Source organism: Burkholderia pyrrocinia (assembly GCF_022809715.1).
In the GTDB taxonomy this organism is placed as follows: domain Bacteria; phylum Pseudomonadota; class Gammaproteobacteria; order Burkholderiales; family Burkholderiaceae; genus Burkholderia; species Burkholderia pyrrocinia_C.
In genome coordinates this window covers 2,119,033-2,135,851 of the sequence record NZ_CP094460.1, presented here as the reverse complement: position 1 = coordinate 2,135,851, position 16,819 = coordinate 2,119,033, and the positions used below count along the sequence as shown (strand labels likewise).

Sequence of the window (16,819 nt, the reverse complement as noted above, 5' to 3'; positions counted from 1 at the left end):
GATTAACCTTTCGTGCGATTTTAATCCGAATGGAAATAAATAAAATGGCGTGACGTGCCACTGCATCCCCGGCAGCAGGCCGACCAGCCAAGGAGCTTTGCATGACCGACAGGACTTACAGAATTGCCGTGATCCCCGGCGACGGCATCGGCCGTGAAGTGATGCCCGAGGGCCTGCGCGCGCTCGACGCCGTGACCGCGCGCTTCGGCATCCGCTTCGACTTCGTGCAGATCGACTGGGCAAGCTGCGACTACTATGCGCAGCACGGCCAGATGATGCCGGACGACTGGAAGGCGCAACTGTCGGGCATGGACGCGATCCTGTTCGGCGCGGTCGGCTGGCCCGCAACGGTGCCCGATCACATTTCGCTGTGGGGCTCGCTGCTGAAATTCCGCCGCGAGTTCGACCAGTACATCAACCTGCGGCCTGCGCGCCTGTTCGACGGCGTACCGTCGCCGCTCGCCGGCCGCCGCCCGGGCGACATCGATTTCATGATCGTGCGCGAGAACACCGAGGGCGAATATTCGTCGGTCGGCGGCACGATGTTCGAAGGCACCGACCGCGAAGTCGTGATGCAGCAGTCGATCTTCACGCGTCACGGCACCGAGCGCGTGCTGAAATTCGCGTTCGAGCTCGCGCAGCGGCGCGCGAAGCGTCTCACCGTCGCGACGAAAAGCAACGGCATCGCGATCAGCATGCCGTGGTGGGACGCGCGCGCGGCCGAGATGGCCGAACGCTATCCCGAAATCGCCGTCGACAAGCAGCACATCGACATCCTGTGCGCGCGCTTCGTGCTGCAGCCGGACCGCTTCGACGTCGTCGTCGCGTCGAACCTGTTCGGCGACATCCTGTCGGATCTCGGGCCGGCCTGTACGGGCACGATCGGCATCGCGCCGTCTGCGAACCTCAACCCGGACCGCACGTTTCCGTCGCTGTTCGAACCCGTGCACGGTTCCGCGCCCGACATCGCGGGGCAGTACATCGCGAATCCGGTCGCGATGATCTGGTCGGCGGCGATGATGCTCGACTTCCTCGGCAACGGTGCGGGCCGCGAACGCGAAGCACACGATGCGATCGTCGCCGCGATCGAGGACGTGCTGCGCGCCGGGCCGCATACGCGCGATCTCGGCGGCAATGCGGGCACGCAGGAAGTGGGCGAGGCGATCGCCGCGCGGATCGCAGGCTGACGGTCAGGCCCGGCGCGAGCGATCGCGCCGGGCAGCGGCTTCACGAATCATCCGGCGGTGAGTAACACGCGATACGGTTGCGCACCCGTGCGGGTTCCGATGCGTGCACGCTGACGTCGAGCGGTGAGCAACGACACACTGCAACGCGCACTGCTTGCAGTGTCTTTCGTTGAAATCGATCCGATCGGTGAGTTGCACATCATGTTCACGCACACCGATCGCCAACAGACCGTCGATCCGGTTCGATCGGTGAGATGCATTACGTGGTGAAGCACACCGCTGCGCATCGATAGGTGCATCACGCGATATCGACATGAGCGACATGTCCGCTTCATCCGGAGCGATGCCGCTTCGATCTGCACGAAGCACACGGTCCGACGCGACATTTCACCTGGTCCCGAAAAATCTCACCTTCAGCGCACCGGCTCCCGAATTTCCTCACCATTGAGCACAGCCGATGCGTTAACCGATCCGCTGAACCGGCGCGGCGAGAACGTCACAGCCCGAGATCGGACAGCCCCGGATGATCGTCCGGACGGCGGCCGAGCGGCCAGTGATAGAGACGGTCCGCCTCGCGAATCGGCCGATCGTTGATGCTCGCGTGACGATGCGCCATCAGGCCGTTTTCGTCGAACTCCCAGTTTTCGTTGCCGTACGAGCGGAACCAGTTGCCGGCGTCGTCATGCCATTCGTACGCAAAGCGCACCGCGATGCGATTGCCGCCGAACGCCCACAGCTCCTTGATCAACCGGTAGTCGAGCTCGCGCGCCCATTTCCGCTGCAGCAGCCCGACGATCTCGTCGCGGCCGGTCACGAATTCCGCGCGATTGCGCCATTGGCTTTGCGGCGTGTAGGCGAGCGCCACGCGCTGCGGATCGCGCGTGTTCCATCCATCCTCGGCGGCGCGCACCTTCTGGCGTGCCGATTCGAGCGTAAAGGGCGGGACGGGCGGACGGACTTCGGGGGAAGCGGACATGGATTTGCTCCTGTTCAGGGTTCTGGCCGCGGACACCCGCGGCCGGTTCGGATTCGCTGCATCGACTACCGCGAAACGGTGTCGAGCAGCAGTTCGGCCGTCGCGCGCGCATCGCGCGCGGCATTGGTATCGCCGCTGACGAGCGCCACGCCGATCGCGCCGTCGATCAGCACGAGCCACTGACGCGCAAGGCGCGCGAGCCCGCGGCGCTCGATGCCCGTTGCGTCGGCATACGCGTCGAACCGCTCGCGCACGAATGCCAGCAGGCGCGCCTTGTGCATACGCGCGACGACGCGCACGGGATCGTCGGCATCGGGAATCTCGCCCGATGCGTTCAGGAACGCGCAGCCATGAAAGTCGGGCTGCCCGAACCAGTCGCGCAGCACGTCGAACATGCCGAGCAACTGCGTGCGCGGCGCGTTGCCGCGCGCACGGGTTGCATCGACGAACCAGCGCATCCAGCGCTCGTCGCGGCGTTCGAGCGCGGCGACCACCAGCGCCTCTTTCGATTCGAACTGCGAATAAAAGCTTTTTCGTGCCGCACCGGACCGCTTCACGATCGCGTCGACACCCGTTGCGTGGATGCCGCCCGAATAGATCAGCGCTTCGGCCGCATCGAGCAGCCGGTCGCGAACGCCCGGTTCGCCGGAAGTGTCGTGTCGTGTGTTCATGCGTTTACGGTAGAACGATCGTTCTCCGCCGTCAACTCCTGTGTGAAATGGCCATATCGGCGAAAGGGCTGAATCGTGGCCTGGCTGCACAGCGGCCTGCGACGCGACCCGCCGCGTTTACGACATTTTTTCTTGAAGTAGATGCGTGACGCTCACTACACTTCGGTCACCCTGTCTGGGCGAAAGGACATCATGCAGCGACCGGAATCCGCGCGCCCCGCGCGCGCCTATGCGGCTTATGCCAAGCGGCTCGATGGCCGCGTCGTCGTGCGGCGCTTCGATCCGCGCAGCGATTCGTACGACGCGCTGACCGCGCTGCTGCATCGCGCGTTCGCGCCGCTCGGCGCGCTGGGCTTCAACTGCCCGTGCGTCGACCAGCCGGCATCGGCGACACGCGAACGCGTGCTCACCGGCGAATGTTTCGTCGCGCTCGGCAACGCGCATCTGGTCGCGACGATGACGATGCATTCGCACGATCCCGATTCGCGCTGCGATCCGTATCGCAGCCGGCACGTCGCGACGCTCGGCCAGCTGGCCGTCGACCCCGTCTGGCAGCAACGCGGCATCGGCCGCTCGCTGCTCGCGTTCGCGCAACGGCGGGCGGCCGCGCGCGGCGCGACGCACCTCGCGCTCGACGCGCCGTCCGCAGCGGTCCGGCTCATCGATTTCTATCGTCGCGAAGGATTTCAACCGGTCGACGTGATGCGCTTCCCGGGACACAACTACGACAGCGCGATCCTGTGCAAATCCGTCGGCGTCGCGGGCGACCGCATGCGTGCCTGCGACACGGCGCAGATCGACGTTGCGCGGCAAGCCGGTGCGGCATCATGAAACACGAAGTGCAGAAGCATGATGGCGATGACGATCGCGCGCAGCTCGCTGTCCGGCAGGCACGCGTGCGTGCGGCGCTGCGGCTGCGCGGCGTGATGAAGCTGACGATCGTCACGATCGCGGCCGCGCATGCGCTGACGTTCGCGTTCGAAGGCCTGCTCGTCGCGGCCGGTTTCGCGCCCGAAACCGCGACGTTGCTGCTGTTCCGCTTCATGACCTGCGCACTCGTCAGCTTCTGGCTGCAAGCCGATGCGCTGCGCGCCTATCGGTATGCGGCGCAGCATGGGTTCGTCACGGTTTCGGGCACGCACGGCGACCTGATCGGCGTTGCACCGCAGTGCCCGAAGCGCTGGCTCGTCGTGTTGAATCTCCAGCTCGAGCCGCGATGGTTGAAGGGTGAACAAACCAGGTAGCGGTCCGCGCACCGCTCGAGGCAGATTGCGTTGCGTATGAGTGAGTCGTAACGAGGTTCACCGACTCACGGTTGACGTCCCGTTTCGGCACGGCATTGCATGCGGTGCGCAGGCAGCGATCGCTCGACAAGCGAAGCAGGGAAGCGTGCGGAAGAGGAAGAACAGGCGCCGATTGGCGTGATGGGGTGAAGCGAGGCGGGGGCTGACAGGTGAAGCGAACGCGCGATTGCAAGTCACCGATGATGCGCGATCGCGTCGCGATTCGACGCGCAAACACAGCTCCCGAATAATCTCACCTCAAGCCCGGATTCGCGCGTTCCGATCTCGACGACGCACGCGCAAACGAAAGCGGGGCAGGCGACAAACAAGCCGCGCTGCCCCTTCGGCACTCAGACCGTCCAGTCGAGAATCACCTTGCCGCTTTCGCCGGACAGCATCGCGGCGAAGCCTTGCTCGTAATCGTCGGCCTTGAAGCGATGCGTGATGATCGGCGACAGGTCGAGGCCGCTCTGCAGCATCGCGACCATCTTGTACCAGGTCTCGAACATCTCGCGGCCATAGATGCCCTTGATCTCGAGCCCCTTGAAGATCACCTGGTTCCAGTCGATCGCCGTCTGCGCGGGCGGGATACCGAGCAGCGCGACCTTGCCGCCGTGGTTCATCGCCTCGAGCATGCTCGTAAACGCGCTCGGCACGCCCGACATCTCGAGGCCGACGTCGAAGCCTTCGGTCATGTGCAGGTCGGCCATCACATCGCGCAGCGACTCGCGTGCGACGTTGACCGCGCGCGTCGCGCCCATCTTGCGCGCGAGTTCCAGCCGGTAGTCGTTGATGTCGGTGATGACGACGTTGCGCGCGCCGACGTGCTTCGCGATCGCAACGGCCATGATGCCGATCGGGCCCGCGCCGGTGATCAGCACGTCTTCGCCGACGAGGTTGAACGACAGCGCCGTGTGCGTCGCATTGCCGAACGGATCGAAGATCGACGCGAGATCGTCGGAGATCTCGGGCGGAATCTTGAACGCGTTGAACGCCGGAATCGCCAGATACTCGGCGAATGCGCCTTCGCGGTTCACGCCGACGCCGACCGTGTTGCGGCACAGATGCCGGCGCCCAGCGCGACAGTTGCGGCAGAAACCGCACGTGATGTGGCCTTCGCCCGACACGCGATCGCCGATCGCGAAACCGCGCACTTCCTGCCCCATCTCGACGATCTCGCCGACATATTCGTGACCGACATGCATCGGCACGGGGATCGTCTTCTGCGCCCAGTCGTCCCACTTCCAGATATGGATGTCGGTGCCGCAGATCGCCGTGCGGCGAATCTTGATCAGCACGTCGTTGTGGCCGACTTCGGGGCGCTTCACGCGCGTGAGCGTGAGGCCGGGGCCGCGCTCGAGCTTTGCCAGTGCTTTCATGGTCGCGCCTCCGTCAGACGATGCCGAGCGACTTGCCGACGCGCACGAACGCGGCAACCGCCTGGTCGATCTGTTCGGGCGTATGCGCGGCGCTCATCTGCGTGCGGATGCGTGCGCGGCCGCGCGGCACGACGGGGAACGAGAAGCCGATCACGTAGACGCCTTCGCCGAGCAGCTTGTCGGCCATGTTGGTCGCGAGCTGCGCGTCGCCGAGCATCACCGGGATGATCGGATGCGCGCCGGGCACGAGCGTGAAGCCCGCTTCGGTCATCTGCTCGCGAAAACGCGCGCCGTTCTCGCGCACGCGCTCGCGCAGCTTCGCGCCTTCGTCGCTGCCGAGCAGTTCGAGCACCTTCAACGATGCTGCGGCGATGCTCGGCGTGAGCGTGTTCGAGAACAGATACGGGCGCGAGCGCTGGCGCAGCAGTTCGACGACCTCGCGGCGCGCAGCGACATAGCCGCCCGATGCGCCGCCGAGCGCCTTGCCGAGCGTGCCCGTGATGATGTCGACGCGGCCTTCGACGCCGCAATGCTCGGGCGTGCCGCGGCCGTGCGCGCCGATGAAGCCGACCGCGTGCGAATCGTCGACCATCACGAGCGCGCCGTAACGATCGGCGAGATCGCAGATGCCTTTCAGGTCGGCGATGATGCCGTCCATCGAGAACACGCCGTCGGTCGCGATCAGCTTGTGGCGCGCGCCCGCCGCATCGGCTTCCTTGAGCTTCGCCTCGAGATCGGACAGGTCGTTGTTCCGGTAGCGGAAGCGCTTCGCCTTGCACAGGCGGATGCCGTCGATGATGCTCGCGTGGTTCAGCTCGTCGCTGATCACCGCGTCGTTCTCGTCGAGCAGCGTCTCGAACAGCCCGCCGTTCGCATCGAAGCAGCTCGAGTAAAGAATGCTGTCCTCGGTGCCGAGAAACGTGGCCAGCGCGCTTTCCAGTTGCTTGTGCACGGTTTGCGTGCCGCAGATGAAGCGCACCGATGCCATGCCGAAGCCGTCCTGGTCGAGGCCGGCTTTCGCCGCGTCGATCAGGCGCGGATCGTTCGCCAGACCCAGATAGTTGTTCGCGCAGAAATTGAGCACGCCGGCACCGCCGGCAAGCCGCACGGCCGCCGCCTGGGGACTCGCGATCTCGCGCTCGGTCTTGTAAAAACCGTCCGCGCGGATCTGGTCGAGCGTCCCGCGCACCTGGGCGAGAAAGGCATCACGCATCGCAAAGCTCCTGACAGGGATTCGCATTCCGCGGCGCGCCGTTCGTGGCGGCGGCGCAACGGCCTGCTACTGTTATAGTCGGTCGTTCGGTTGACCGCATTTATCCGATATTCCGAACTAGAATTCGAAATACCGAACAACTCTAAGCGAACGGAATCCAAATGGCAAGTTCCTCCGGATCGCGGCGCACGCCTGCCGGCGCCGCATCGCAGCCGCCGGCCGCCACGCCGCCGCGTGTCGGCGAGCAGATCCAGCGGCTGCGCAACGAGCGCAAGCTGACGCTCGACGACCTGTCGCGCGCGGCCGGCGTATCGAAATCGATGCTCTCCGAGATCGAGCGCGACAAGGCCAACCCGACGATCGCCGTCGCCTGGCGGCTGACCAACGCGCTCGGCATCACGCTCGACGAGCTGTTCTCGCAACCGAAAGCGCCGGAGACGATCCGTGTAGACGGCCCGCACGACATTCCGACGCTCGCCGGGCACGACGGCCGGTACCAGTTGCGTGTGTGGGGCCCGATCGACCTCGCCGGCAAGTTCGAGTGGTACGAGCTGACGCTGCCTGGCGGCGGCGCACTCGTATCGAATGCGCACGAACCCGGCACGCGCGAACACCTCACCGTGCTGCAGGGCGCGATGGAAATCGAAGCCGCGGCGGCCAGCCGGCGCCTGAAGGCCGGCGACACCGCGCGCTACCCTGCCGACGAGCCGCACGCAATCCGCAATCCCGGCAAGGCCGAAGCGCGGGCACTGCTGATCGTGATACATCGCTGACGGCGCGTATAGCTGGCCAAAGGGCCTGTTGCGGAAAATACTGTATGTTTGTACAGTATACGGACATTCCGCCATGCATGGGCCGGAGCCGGCGCACGGAGGCGCCCGCCCCGGTCGACAGGAGCCTGCGATGACAGAAGAACAAGATTTGGCCGCGCTCAGCTTCAAGGCTGCCGCACACGACCTCGAGCTGATCGTTCGCCATATTGCCGGGCGCTATATCCGCCAGCGCGTCCCGCTGACGTGGCGCCTGCTGCACGCGATCGAAGCCGAGGCGCTCGCCGATCTCGGCTTTGCCAGCCGGCACGAAGCCGGTATGCGTCAACTGTTCGAACGGCCGTCGGACATGGCGTTTCCCGAAACGGACGATCCGATCGACTTCGGGCGCTCGAATGCGCTGCCCGCCGTCTTTTCGTTCGCGGTTCTCGCATACGAAGCGGCGGCAACGTCGCATGACACGGCGCCCCGCGAGCGTGCTCACCGTCCGTCCAAGGCGTGGGGCGACTGACTGCCAACCCGGGCCGCCGCGCATGGCGGCCTGTCCAGCCTCTTGCTGCCCGAGACGTTGCGAAAAGGGCTACCATATACGCAACTAACGGAATAAATAACATGTCCCTTCCCGCCTCTCCCGACACTCCGGCACGCCCGGAAGAAAAGGATCTGTTCGACCGCGGTGCATCCGACTGGATCGTATCGCCCGAAGCCGCATTCGATGCGTGGCTGGCCATGCAGGACTATCGCCGCTCGTCGGCCGACGTCTATCGCACGCAATGGGGCGCGTTTCTCGCGTGGATGCGTTCGCATCAGAAAAATCTGGCAACGGTCGATACGGCCACGATCGCGAACTTCGTCGGCGAATTGCCGATCCGGAAAACCCAGCGATTGCGCTATCTGCGGCTGATCGAGCGTGTGCTCGACCACATCCGGCGCACCGAGTACGCATCGACCAACCCGGCCCGTTTCATTGCTCAGGATGGCGAAGCGAACTGGCGCAAGGCGCGCGACAACGAGCCGACCGGTTTCCTGACGCCGGCCGAACGCGCGACGTTGCTCGCGTATCTGTTTTCGCCGATCGGCGTATCCGGTTCCGCGTACTGGAAAGAGCGACGCGACCGCGCGCTCGTGGCCGCGTTTCTTGGCGCCGGCATTAAAACCGGCGAAGCGCGTGCGCTTACGATTAGTTGCGTCAATACGAGCGGAACGTCGCTGCAGATCCAGTCGGCGCACCCGGCTTACGCGCGCGAAACCCATCTGGCGTCGTTCGCGATCGCGCTGCTCGAAGCGTGGCTCACGGAGCGCAAGCGCCAGGACATCCCGGGCGAGCTCGTGTTCCCTGCGTCGCATGCCGGGCGGCCGATGCACAAGGCGACGATGCTGCGCGCCATCGATGCGATCGTCGAATCGGCCGGACTCACGTCGTCGCGCACCGCGCGCGCGAGCCCGCAGACGCTACGCAATACCTATGCGGCCGAACTGTTCGAAAACGACGTGCCGCCCGAACGGGTCGGCAAATGGCTGGGCTTCATGCGGCCGATCTCGTCGAACCGCCTGCATCGCGCATGGAAAAACTGGCGCGATGGCCTGACCGACAACAACGGTGACGGTGACGCGTCCGACAGCGACGAAACTCACTGATCCGGAAACGGCTGCTTACGCGACACGATCCGTGAGCAGCCTTGCCCGGCACAGCCTCACCGTTTCACGGCTCCCGAAAAACCTCACCTCAAGCGTCCCGGATCGTCTCACCTGTGCAGGTGCCGCCAGATCTTCTGGTCAGGTGTGCGCAAAACGCGCGATAGCTTCGAATCGGGACGGCCATGCGCCCGAAGCGTGCTCGCATTCCGGGCACGCCACTTCAAAACCCTCTTCGCTCTGCGACAGCTCCGGTTCGCCGTCGCAACGCGGGCACTGGGCCGGTACCGGAATCTCTTGATCCAGCGACGTGCCGATCGCGGCAAACGCGTCCGCATCCAGTTGCCCGGCATCGGCCAGGCGCCGGATCAGCGCGGCAATTTCCGGATTCATCCCGCGGCTCGCGCGCAACGAACTCGCGTCGCGCGTCGCACGTTCCAGTTCGTCGCTCTGGCTGCGCAACTGTTCTTCGAGCCGGTCGGCGCGGGCCTTGGCCGAGCTCAGTTGCTGCAGGAAATCGAATTCCTTCCGCTGGACGTCGCGCAAACCGCTCTGGTAGGTCGACGCCATGCTGCGCAGCGAGTCCAGCTCGACCAGCATCGGCTTGACGCGGCGTTCTGCGTCGGCCACCGCGTCCTTGATTTGCTGAGCGTAGTGCTCGGTGCGCTGCTGCAATTCGGCTTGCAGCGCATCGATGCGGTCGCGCAGTACGGCGTTTTGCGCCTGTTCGGCGTCGACGCGGCCGGCTGCGGCGGCCAGTTCCTTCTCCAGTCGGGCGACTGTGGTGAGCAACGTCGCTTCGCTTGCCGAACCGTGCGTTGTCTGTGATGCGAGCTGAACCTCGAGTTCGGTCACGCGCGCCTGCAGTTGCTCGTTCCGGGCTTCGCCGCGCGCGAGCGCGCTTTCGAGCGTCTCGTGGCGGACGGTTGCATCGCGCAACCGCTGTTCGGCGTCGGCAATGCCGGCGCGAACCTGTTCGCGGTCGCCATCGAGACTGTCGCGGGCCGCTTTCAACGCTTCTTCATAGAGTGCACCGAGCAGCGCGCCGGCTTTTTCCTCGACGGCCTTCGGAATTGCCGCACCGTCGAGCCGGATCTTGGATGCAGAACGGATGCGCTCCCAGAAATGATCGATGTCTTTCGGGATGTCGCTTGCGCTGCCGGTTTGGGTGAGATCGCGGACGTTGGCCGCCGACGGCCGGATGCCGAGATCGAAGAACAGGCGCTTGCACGCATGCAATGACAATTCCTGGCGCCGCGCACCGCTTGCACGCAGCGATTCCAGTTCGTCCCGAATGACTTGGCGCATTTCGTCCAGGGTCATGACAGAGCTCGTAAACATTGAAATGTGGCAATCATAACGAAATACGTATCTATTGATACCTGTTTCGGGTCGACGTTGCGAATTTACGTCGCTTCGCACAGAAATCAGGTCTGTGAGCTTATCTGGACGAACGTGGTCCAGAATTCCGTGAAACAAAGCGAAGAAAGTCAGCCAAGTCTTTGTAATGCAAGCGTTTTTCAGCAGACCCCGAAAATCGGCATTTGTTTCACATGACGGCGGATCCGATTCCCTGTGGGTGTTCAGGGTTTGGGGTCTCTGTGGAAAACTCGTCAGCCGATGCCTTGAGAGTATTAGAAGTAAACACCCTTGAACCCTTAGTTAAAAACGTTAACGCCATGGCACAGCCTTATGTAGCAAGGCTTTCCGGCCGGCAAGGTGAAGTTTTACGGGAGCCAAGGTGATCTTCTGCGGGAGCTGACGTGATGGGGTTCAGGGAGCTGCGTGAGCCCTTGCAGGAAAGGTCGTGAGCGGATTCGGGATCACAGTGAAACACGAGATTTCCCAAAGGTGAGGGTTTTCGGGGCCTCACAGCCACAGAACCCGTGCTGTGCCTGACTGCACAGTTTTCTGCCTGTGCAGACATAGGTGAGAATTTGCGGGACCCTCTTCGCGCCCCTATTCTGCCCATCTTTTAGGCAATTTTGGCGAAAGGTGAGGTTTCACGGGACTCCGCGGGAATTTGGTGTGAGGATTTCCGGGAAACGAACGCCATTTTGCACAGCAAAAGTGCTCTCCGGGGCCTGTGATGCACTAAAGGTGAGGCTTTTCGGGAGGGAAATCCGGGTTTTCCTGCCCTGGTCTCGCTGAGGTGAGCTTTTTCGGGGCATGGATCACAGGCTGTGATCGTGGTCACGGGTGAGCATTTTCGGGAACGGTATTTGCTCGAAAAATGGTCAAAGGTGAGGCTTTTCGGGACCTGTGAGCGGTCGGATTCGCCGAAAAGCCCGCCAGGACTGGAAGAAATCTCGTTTTTGCTGTGCCCCTTTTTGGCACAGGTGAGAATTTTCGGGAGCTGACATACGGTCGTCGTATGAAGGACTCCCGTCGAAAGGTGAGGTTTTTCGGGGGATGTCTGTCGGGCACAGCCAAATGCCTTCTGTGCATAAGTATCGGAAGGCATTGGAGTTTTTGATACCGCGACAGTTACGGTGAGGTTTTTCGGGAGCTCTTTCCGTGCCCGTTGCTGTGCCGCATTTTTTCAATGAGGTGAGCGTTTTCGGGAGACTCCGGTAGCCAATCCCACGTGTGCCGGACATTCGACGGCATCGAGATGAAAGGACAAGCTGTGCTCAAGGTGAGCATTTTCGGGACCCGGCTCGATTTGGGCGCTGTACAATGCGCGCCCGGGCCGGCAAAGCAGGTCCGATCGGGAGGCGCGGACCGGTTCCGACGGCGCGTTTCCGGGTGCTGGATGCGATCACGATCTCTCTGCGAGCCGTGCCTGTACATGCATACAGCCCGATGCGGCGCGGTCGGGGACGTCCCGTGAGGTGCGATCGCGACCCTGTGGCGAACTCACGGACGTGCAGTCGCAAAATTACGACAAATCGAAAGGTGAGCCGATACGGGAGCGAGTTTCGCACGTGTCATGCACAGGGGAAATTCTGTGAATCGGCGCATCCCGCGGCACGTCTGGACGAGTCCGGAACGCCGCAATTCCGGACCGGTGAGCGTTTTCGGGAGCGGTTGGGGTGAGTGCCATTTTGCACGCGCGCTTCACCGGCTATGGTGAGCATGTCGTTCTGGACGCACATCACCGCAGGCGCTATCCTTCCGGAAAACTTCTCCTCCGACCCGACGTATGGCCACGACGAAGCGCGCCAAGAAAACCGATGTGGATGTGGTGAGTGCCAGTTCAGCCGAGTTGCGCAAGGCCGTCGAGGCGATCGCAATTCAGCCGAAGAGCGGCAAGATCACGCTCCTGACCCGCAAGCTGTTCAACGTCCTGCTGGCCGTCGCGCAGCAGGCCGACGACTCGGGCGATACGTATCGCGCGCTGCTGTCGGATATCGTCGCAAACTCCGCCTTCGATTCGAACGACACCGCCCTGGTGAAGGAACACCTGCGCCGCATGGTGTCGGTGCAGGTCGAATGGAGTACGGGGACGTCGAGCCAGAAGCCGGGCCGCAAGTGGGGGATCTCGACGCTGATCGCCGACGCGGAAATTCTCGAGGATCCGGCGACCCGCCGCGTGTGGGTCGAATTCTCGTTCGCACCGAAGATTAAGAAAAAGCTGCTCGACCCAGTCCAGTATGCGCGCCTGAGCCTGCAGTTCCAGAGCCAGCTGCGCAGCAGCGCCGGCCTCGCACTGTACGAGATCTGCGTGCGCTATCTGACGAACCCGAGCCACCTGACGATGCGCGAGCCGTGGGAATGGTGGCGGCCGATCCTGTCGGGTACGCCCGACACCGAAGCCGGCGACGAGGCGAAGCGCGAGTACAAGTACTTCAAGCGCGACTATCTGCGTCCGGCGATCGCGGAAGTCAACGCGGTCACCAACATCTTCGTCGAGCTGATCGAGCACCGTGAAGGGCGCCGGGTCGCGGAGATCCAGTTCCGCGTGACCGAGCGCAAGCAGCCGATGCTCGCGCTCGACGAACACCCGAACGTGTTCGACAGCACGCTGGTCGACCGGATGGTGAAACTCGGGATCCCGCTGAAGGAAGCGCAGACGCTCTACGCGGACAGCGAAGAGAACCGGATTCGCGCCGCACTGCAAATGACCGAGCAGCGGCTGCGCAGCACGACGCTGCCGCCGGTGCGCAGCGCGCCGGCGCTGTTCAAGGATGCGTTGAAGAAGGGTTACGCGCCGCCGGTCGAGTCGGTCGACGCGCTGCCTGCCGGCACGCCGTCCGCGAAGGTTGCCGCGGCGCAGCCGGACGACCTGAAGGCACGCCTGCTGAGTGAATTCTCGGCGTTCCGCCGCAAGGAAGCGAAGGTGCTGTACGAGGAGCAGGGTGACGCCGAGCGCGAAGTGGCGCGCGAGTCGTTCGAGTCGGAGGCGCTGCCGACGATGGGCACGCATTTGCGCGACGACTGGCGCAAGCGCGGCCTCGATTCCAAGCTGGCCGAGACGGCCTTTTTCGACTGGCTGGCCCAGAAGACCTGGGGCGAGCCGACGGACGGCGACCTGCTGTCGTTCACGCTGAACCAGTCGCGGGCCGCCTGAAGCCCGCTCAGCAGGCCCGCTCAGGCTCGCTGACGGGCCTGCCGCCGGCCGTCTGCTCGGCCGGGCGGGCCCGGCGTCTTCACCAGGCCTTGCCGGCCGCTTCCATCACTCCGACAACAGCATCCGCTCGAGCTGCTCGAGGATCGCGTCGCGCTTGTCCTTCGGGAGGCCGCGCAGGCGCAATTCGATGCGGTCTTCGCCATACGACTTCAGGTCGCCGACCGACTTGCCGCCGAGCTTGATCTCGAGACGCTGCGCGTAGCGCTGACGGCCCGCGGCCTTCGGCGTCTCCTGCGCAGCGACGCGGCCCTTGACGATGTCCGACACCTGGCGCGTGCTGAGATCGTCCGACACGATCTTGTTGATCAGCCGCAGCGTGGCCTCGGTGCCGCGCGCATTGTGATAGCGGCCGACCTGATACGCCATGTTCGAACCGAAGCGATCGGGACGCGCGACCATTTCCTGCATGATGGCTTCCGGCAACTTGCCGATCGACAGCGCGACGGCCACCGTCGACTCGTCGAGGCCGAGATGCTCGGAGAGCTCCTTCTGGCTCTGGAAATGCTTGTCGTCGAGGAAGCGGCGCCACACGACGGCGTTGTCGAACACCGTCTGCGAATCGCGCTGGACGTTCAGATCGTAGCCGAGCTTGTAGCTCTGGATACCGATCGGCACGTCGATCACGATTGCCTTCACCGATTCCTTGTTTGCTTCCTTCAGCGCCCGCACGCGACGGCCGCCGTCGCTGACGAAATACGTGCCTGGATTGTCGTAATCCGGAATCACGTGGATCGCCTGCTGCTGCCCCTGCTTCGCGAGATTGACCGCGAGTTCGGCAATCGACGACTTCAGATAGAAGTGCCGCGGATTGAACGGGCTATGCTTGATCGCCTTCAGCGACAGCTCGATCACCTGCCCGGGGGCATAGCGGTTCTCGAGGCGCCATGCGCGATATTGCTGCGATTCGTCGATCGACGGATCGAGCGTGAGTTCGGGAGCGGGCGGCACCGCGATGTCTTTCTTCGCGGATTTGGTCGGTGCCGCGGCGGGCGTCTCGGACTTGACGATGCCGTCAATCGCATTGAGCCGATCGAGCGCCGTGCGCTTCTCGCTCGTCGTGATATCCGGGCGCGCTTGGAATCCTTTTGCAAATTGGGAAGGTTTCATGTGACTCCTTTGTGCGCATAAAGTCAGGGCAGCATGGCGACGATTTCGTCGGCACATGCGCGAATTTCGGCGGCGGCGAGCTTGCCGCCGCGATCGTTCATCTGCAGCACGGTCTGACCGAGCGCCATCGCCTGCTTGTACGCTTCCCGCGTCGGGATCTGCGTCTTCAGCAACGGGAAGCCGAGCTCCTCGAGTGCGCGCTTGAGCTCGCGGGTCAGCATGCGCTTCTCTTCGGTCTTGTTCAGCAGGAAAACCGCGCGGAGGTCTTCGTTCATGACCTGCGCCTGCTGGATCAGTTTGACCAGCCCGACGCTCGACCAGTAATCGGCCGGCGACGACGAAGTCGGGATCACCGCAATCGATGCGGCCAGCAGGACAACGCCGGATACCTTCTCGGTGATCGACGGCGGACAGTCGACGACGATGATGTCGTAGTCGTTGATGAACTTCTTGATCTCGCGATGGATCTGGCCGTCGGCTTCGGCAAGGTTGACGACCGGAAACGGAATGCCGGTGTCGCTGTCGCCGGATGCACTCGACCAGTGAACCAGGGTGTTTTGACGGTCTGCGTCGATAACGAGGATGCGCTTCCCTTTTTCATGGAACGCGGCGCCGAGGTGCATGGCAATCGTGCTTTTGCCTACGCCACCTTTTTGTTGAGTGACTGCAATGATTTCCGCGGCCAATTTTCACTCCTATTTTGGTCGTTGGAATTCTACAGGACGATATTTATATTTCAATGAAATTGTCGTTCGACAACTACGCGTTAGCCATTCGGGCTATCGGTTTATGCGCATAAACGGACCGGTGATGATCGGCGACGTATCGGATGGCGTGGATGATGTCTGCGGACGTTGACGAGCCACATGACGGTTGCGTCATCACGACGTGCGTCGTTGGTACGCGCAGTGAGTGCTGGCGAGATCGAAGTGCGCTGCTCTTTCGCGTGACGGTGGTGGGTGGTTGTGCCTGCGAGCGGGTGAGTTTGTGCGCATAAACTCTGCGGCGACCGCGGCAGACCAACCGTGCGGCAGGACAGCGAGGCATTCCCGAGCGCGGGCGTGATCTTGTCCGCCCCGGTCAGATATGCAACTCGGGAGGTGTGCCATTGAGCCTATGAGCATCGGCGTCGCGTCATACTGAGCCGCAACGTTTATGCGCATAAACCGCGGTCGATGGATGGCGAGTACCGTGCGATCACGTGCCTACCCCGCATCAATTCGGCAAGCCGGGATGCCCTGACACGGCAGTACATCGATGCGACCGATCGCTCCGGTGCAGTGACTGTCGACGCTCGTCGGCGCGATGAACTCCGATACCCTGCCGAGCGATCACGGGCTTTATGCGCATAAACCAATCGACGTACCACGCTATACCCTGCGCTCTTTGCCACCCGAAACACCCATCATGATGCGCCGGCTTGCGAATCCTTATCCTTGCCGCGAGATAGCGGGCCGCACGACTTTATGCGCATAAACACGTCACCCCGTTGAAGCCCACCCCCGACGCATCGCTTCGCCCGAGGCCCGTGTCGCTGGCAGCACCTTCCCGCCAACCAGCCTCTCCAAAGTATCGAGTCCCCACACCGCTACCCCCACTTGCCGCCCACGCCGAAACCCCCGATCCAGACTGGCTACAATACAGCCCTCTCCCATCCAGGCCTGAATGATGATCACGATCTACCACAACCCCCGATGCTCTAAATCGCGCGAGACGCTTGCGTTGGTCGAGACGCTGAACACGACCGGCACGCCGGTGAACGTCGTCGAGTACCTGAAGACGCCGCTGACGGTCGAGGAACTGGAAGCGCTGCATCGGCAACTCGGCCGCCCGGTTCGCGACATGCTGCGCGACGGCGAGGAGCCGTACAAGACACTGGATCTGGCACGTGCGGATTTGACCGATGCGCAAGCCTACGAGGCAATCGCCGCTCATCCGGTTTTGCTGCAGCGTCCTATCGTCGTTTATCGCGGGAAGGCAGCCATCGGCCGGCCGCCCGAATCGGTGCAGGCGCTGTTCGAATAA

General features: G+C 63.4%; 15 protein-coding genes. 8 read left to right on the top strand and 7 right to left on the bottom strand.

Annotation, left to right across the window (positions count from 1 at the left end; all coding sequences use genetic code 11):
• The first annotated feature begins 101 nt into the window (after nt 1-101).
• The gene (locus tag MRS60_RS26450) at nt 102-1,187 is read left to right on the top strand and encodes a tartrate dehydrogenase (protein WP_072444984.1); all 1,086 of its coding nucleotides are present in this window, start codon (nt 102-104) and stop codon (nt 1,185-1,187) included.
• A gap of 496 nt (nt 1,188-1,683) precedes the next feature.
• Here MRS60_RS26450 and MRS60_RS26445 read toward each other — a convergent pair whose 3' ends face one another.
• Nucleotides 1,684-2,163 (bottom strand): DUF1348 family protein, encoded by a 480-nt coding sequence (locus MRS60_RS26445; protein WP_105391305.1) that lies wholly within the window; start codon nt 2,161-2,163, stop codon nt 1,684-1,686.
• A 65-nt stretch (nt 2,164-2,228) separates the two neighbouring features.
• Nucleotides 2,229-2,834, bottom strand: coding sequence for a TetR/AcrR family transcriptional regulator (locus MRS60_RS26440; protein ID WP_217590341.1), 606 nt, complete (start codon nt 2,832-2,834; stop codon nt 2,229-2,231).
• Between the two features lie 192 nt (nt 2,835-3,026).
• Between MRS60_RS26440 and MRS60_RS26435 the strand changes: the two genes are divergently transcribed.
• Nucleotides 3,027-3,665: a GNAT family N-acetyltransferase gene (locus tag MRS60_RS26435; protein WP_243565844.1), complete on the top strand. Its 639-nt coding sequence runs from the start codon at nt 3,027-3,029 to the stop codon at nt 3,663-3,665.
• A complete protein-coding gene (locus MRS60_RS26430; RefSeq protein WP_243565843.1) occupies nt 3,662-4,078 on the top strand; it encodes a hypothetical protein in 417 nt (138 codons plus the stop codon). The genes MRS60_RS26435 and MRS60_RS26430 overlap by 4 nt, the downstream gene beginning before the upstream one ends.
• A gap of 389 nt (nt 4,079-4,467) precedes the next feature.
• Here the strand turns inward: MRS60_RS26430 and tdh are convergent, their stop codons facing one another.
• Nucleotides 4,468-5,496 (bottom strand): L-threonine 3-dehydrogenase, encoded by a 1,029-nt coding sequence (tdh, locus tag MRS60_RS26425; protein ID WP_105391301.1) that lies wholly within the window; start codon nt 5,494-5,496, stop codon nt 4,468-4,470.
• Between the two features lie 13 nt (nt 5,497-5,509).
• The gene (locus tag MRS60_RS26420; protein ID WP_243565842.1) at nt 5,510-6,709 is read right to left on the bottom strand and encodes a glycine C-acetyltransferase; all 1,200 of its coding nucleotides are present in this window, start codon (nt 6,707-6,709) and stop codon (nt 5,510-5,512) included.
• A gap of 161 nt (nt 6,710-6,870) precedes the next feature.
• Between MRS60_RS26420 and MRS60_RS26415 the strand changes: the two genes are divergently transcribed.
• From MRS60_RS26415 to MRS60_RS26405, 3 genes are all read left to right on the top strand, one after another.
• Nucleotides 6,871-7,482: a helix-turn-helix domain-containing protein gene (locus MRS60_RS26415; RefSeq protein ID WP_105391300.1), complete on the top strand. Its 612-nt coding sequence runs from the start codon at nt 6,871-6,873 to the stop codon at nt 7,480-7,482.
• Between the two features lie 130 nt (nt 7,483-7,612).
• Entirely contained in the window at nt 7,613-7,990 is a 378-nt protein-coding gene (locus MRS60_RS26410; RefSeq protein WP_034181502.1) for a DUF2471 family protein, read from the top strand.
• A 101-nt stretch (nt 7,991-8,091) separates the two neighbouring features.
• A complete protein-coding gene (locus MRS60_RS26405; RefSeq protein WP_217590338.1) occupies nt 8,092-9,117 on the top strand; it encodes a tyrosine-type recombinase/integrase in 1,026 nt (341 codons plus the stop codon).
• A gap of 138 nt (nt 9,118-9,255) precedes the next feature.
• On the opposite strand, the gene MRS60_RS26400 is transcribed toward MRS60_RS26405, so the two are convergent.
• Nucleotides 9,256-10,437 carry a DNA-binding protein gene (locus MRS60_RS26400; RefSeq protein ID WP_243566825.1) on the bottom strand — a complete coding sequence of 394 codons (1,182 nt, stop codon included), beginning with the start codon at nt 10,435-10,437 and terminating at the stop codon, nt 9,256-9,258.
• Nucleotides 10,438-12,259: 1,822 nt separating this feature from the next.
• Here MRS60_RS26400 and MRS60_RS26395 point away from each other — a divergent pair.
• Nucleotides 12,260-13,627, top strand: a complete 1,368-nt coding sequence (locus MRS60_RS26395; RefSeq protein ID WP_243565841.1) for a replication initiation protein — start codon at nt 12,260-12,262, stop codon at nt 13,625-13,627.
• Nucleotides 13,628-13,732: 105 nt separating this feature from the next.
• Here MRS60_RS26395 and MRS60_RS26390 read toward each other — a convergent pair whose 3' ends face one another.
• Together MRS60_RS26390 and parA are read right to left on the bottom strand one after the other, a co-directional pair.
• Nucleotides 13,733-14,794: a ParB/RepB/Spo0J family partition protein gene (locus MRS60_RS26390; protein WP_243565840.1), complete on the bottom strand. Its 1,062-nt coding sequence runs from the start codon at nt 14,792-14,794 to the stop codon at nt 13,733-13,735.
• A gap of 23 nt (nt 14,795-14,817) precedes the next feature.
• Nucleotides 14,818-15,480, bottom strand: a complete 663-nt coding sequence (gene parA / locus MRS60_RS26385; RefSeq protein ID WP_034181507.1) for a ParA family partition ATPase — start codon at nt 15,478-15,480, stop codon at nt 14,818-14,820.
• A gap of 979 nt (nt 15,481-16,459) precedes the next feature.
• Between parA and arsC the strand changes: the two genes are divergently transcribed.
• Nucleotides 16,460-16,819, top strand: coding sequence for an arsenate reductase (glutaredoxin) (gene arsC / locus MRS60_RS26380; RefSeq protein ID WP_105391297.1), 360 nt, complete (start codon nt 16,460-16,462; stop codon nt 16,817-16,819).

What these genes read in the sequence shown, in the direction of transcription:
- MRS60_RS26450 (WP_072444984.1), top strand. Translation starts at nt 102, where the DNA reads ATGACCGACAGGACTTACAGAATTGCCGTGATCCCCGGCGACGGCATC.
- MRS60_RS26445 (WP_105391305.1), bottom strand. Translation starts at nt 2,163, where the DNA reads ATGTCCGCTTCCCCCGAAGTCCGTCCGCCCGTCCCGCCCTTTACGCTC.
- MRS60_RS26440 (WP_217590341.1), bottom strand. Translation starts at nt 2,834, where the DNA reads ATGAACACACGACACGACACTTCCGGCGAACCGGGCGTTCGCGACCGG.
- MRS60_RS26435 (WP_243565844.1), top strand. Translation starts at nt 3,027, where the DNA reads ATGCAGCGACCGGAATCCGCGCGCCCCGCGCGCGCCTATGCGGCTTAT.
- MRS60_RS26430 (WP_243565843.1), top strand. Translation starts at nt 3,662, where the DNA reads ATGAAACACGAAGTGCAGAAGCATGATGGCGATGACGATCGCGCGCAG.
- tdh (WP_105391301.1), bottom strand. Translation starts at nt 5,496, where the DNA reads ATGAAAGCACTGGCAAAGCTCGAGCGCGGCCCCGGCCTCACGCTCACG.
- MRS60_RS26420 (WP_243565842.1), bottom strand. Translation starts at nt 6,709, where the DNA reads ATGCGTGATGCCTTTCTCGCCCAGGTGCGCGGGACGCTCGACCAGATC.
- MRS60_RS26415 (WP_105391300.1), top strand. Translation starts at nt 6,871, where the DNA reads ATGGCAAGTTCCTCCGGATCGCGGCGCACGCCTGCCGGCGCCGCATCG.
- MRS60_RS26410 (WP_034181502.1), top strand. Translation starts at nt 7,613, where the DNA reads ATGACAGAAGAACAAGATTTGGCCGCGCTCAGCTTCAAGGCTGCCGCA.
- MRS60_RS26405 (WP_217590338.1), top strand. Translation starts at nt 8,092, where the DNA reads ATGTCCCTTCCCGCCTCTCCCGACACTCCGGCACGCCCGGAAGAAAAG.
- MRS60_RS26400 (WP_243566825.1), bottom strand. Translation starts at nt 10,437, where the DNA reads ATGACCCTGGACGAAATGCGCCAAGTCATTCGGGACGAACTGGAATCG.
- MRS60_RS26395 (WP_243565841.1), top strand. Translation starts at nt 12,260, where the DNA reads ATGGCCACGACGAAGCGCGCCAAGAAAACCGATGTGGATGTGGTGAGT.
- MRS60_RS26390 (WP_243565840.1), bottom strand. Translation starts at nt 14,794, where the DNA reads ATGAAACCTTCCCAATTTGCAAAAGGATTCCAAGCGCGCCCGGATATC.
- arsC (WP_105391297.1), top strand. Translation starts at nt 16,460, where the DNA reads ATGATGATCACGATCTACCACAACCCCCGATGCTCTAAATCGCGCGAG.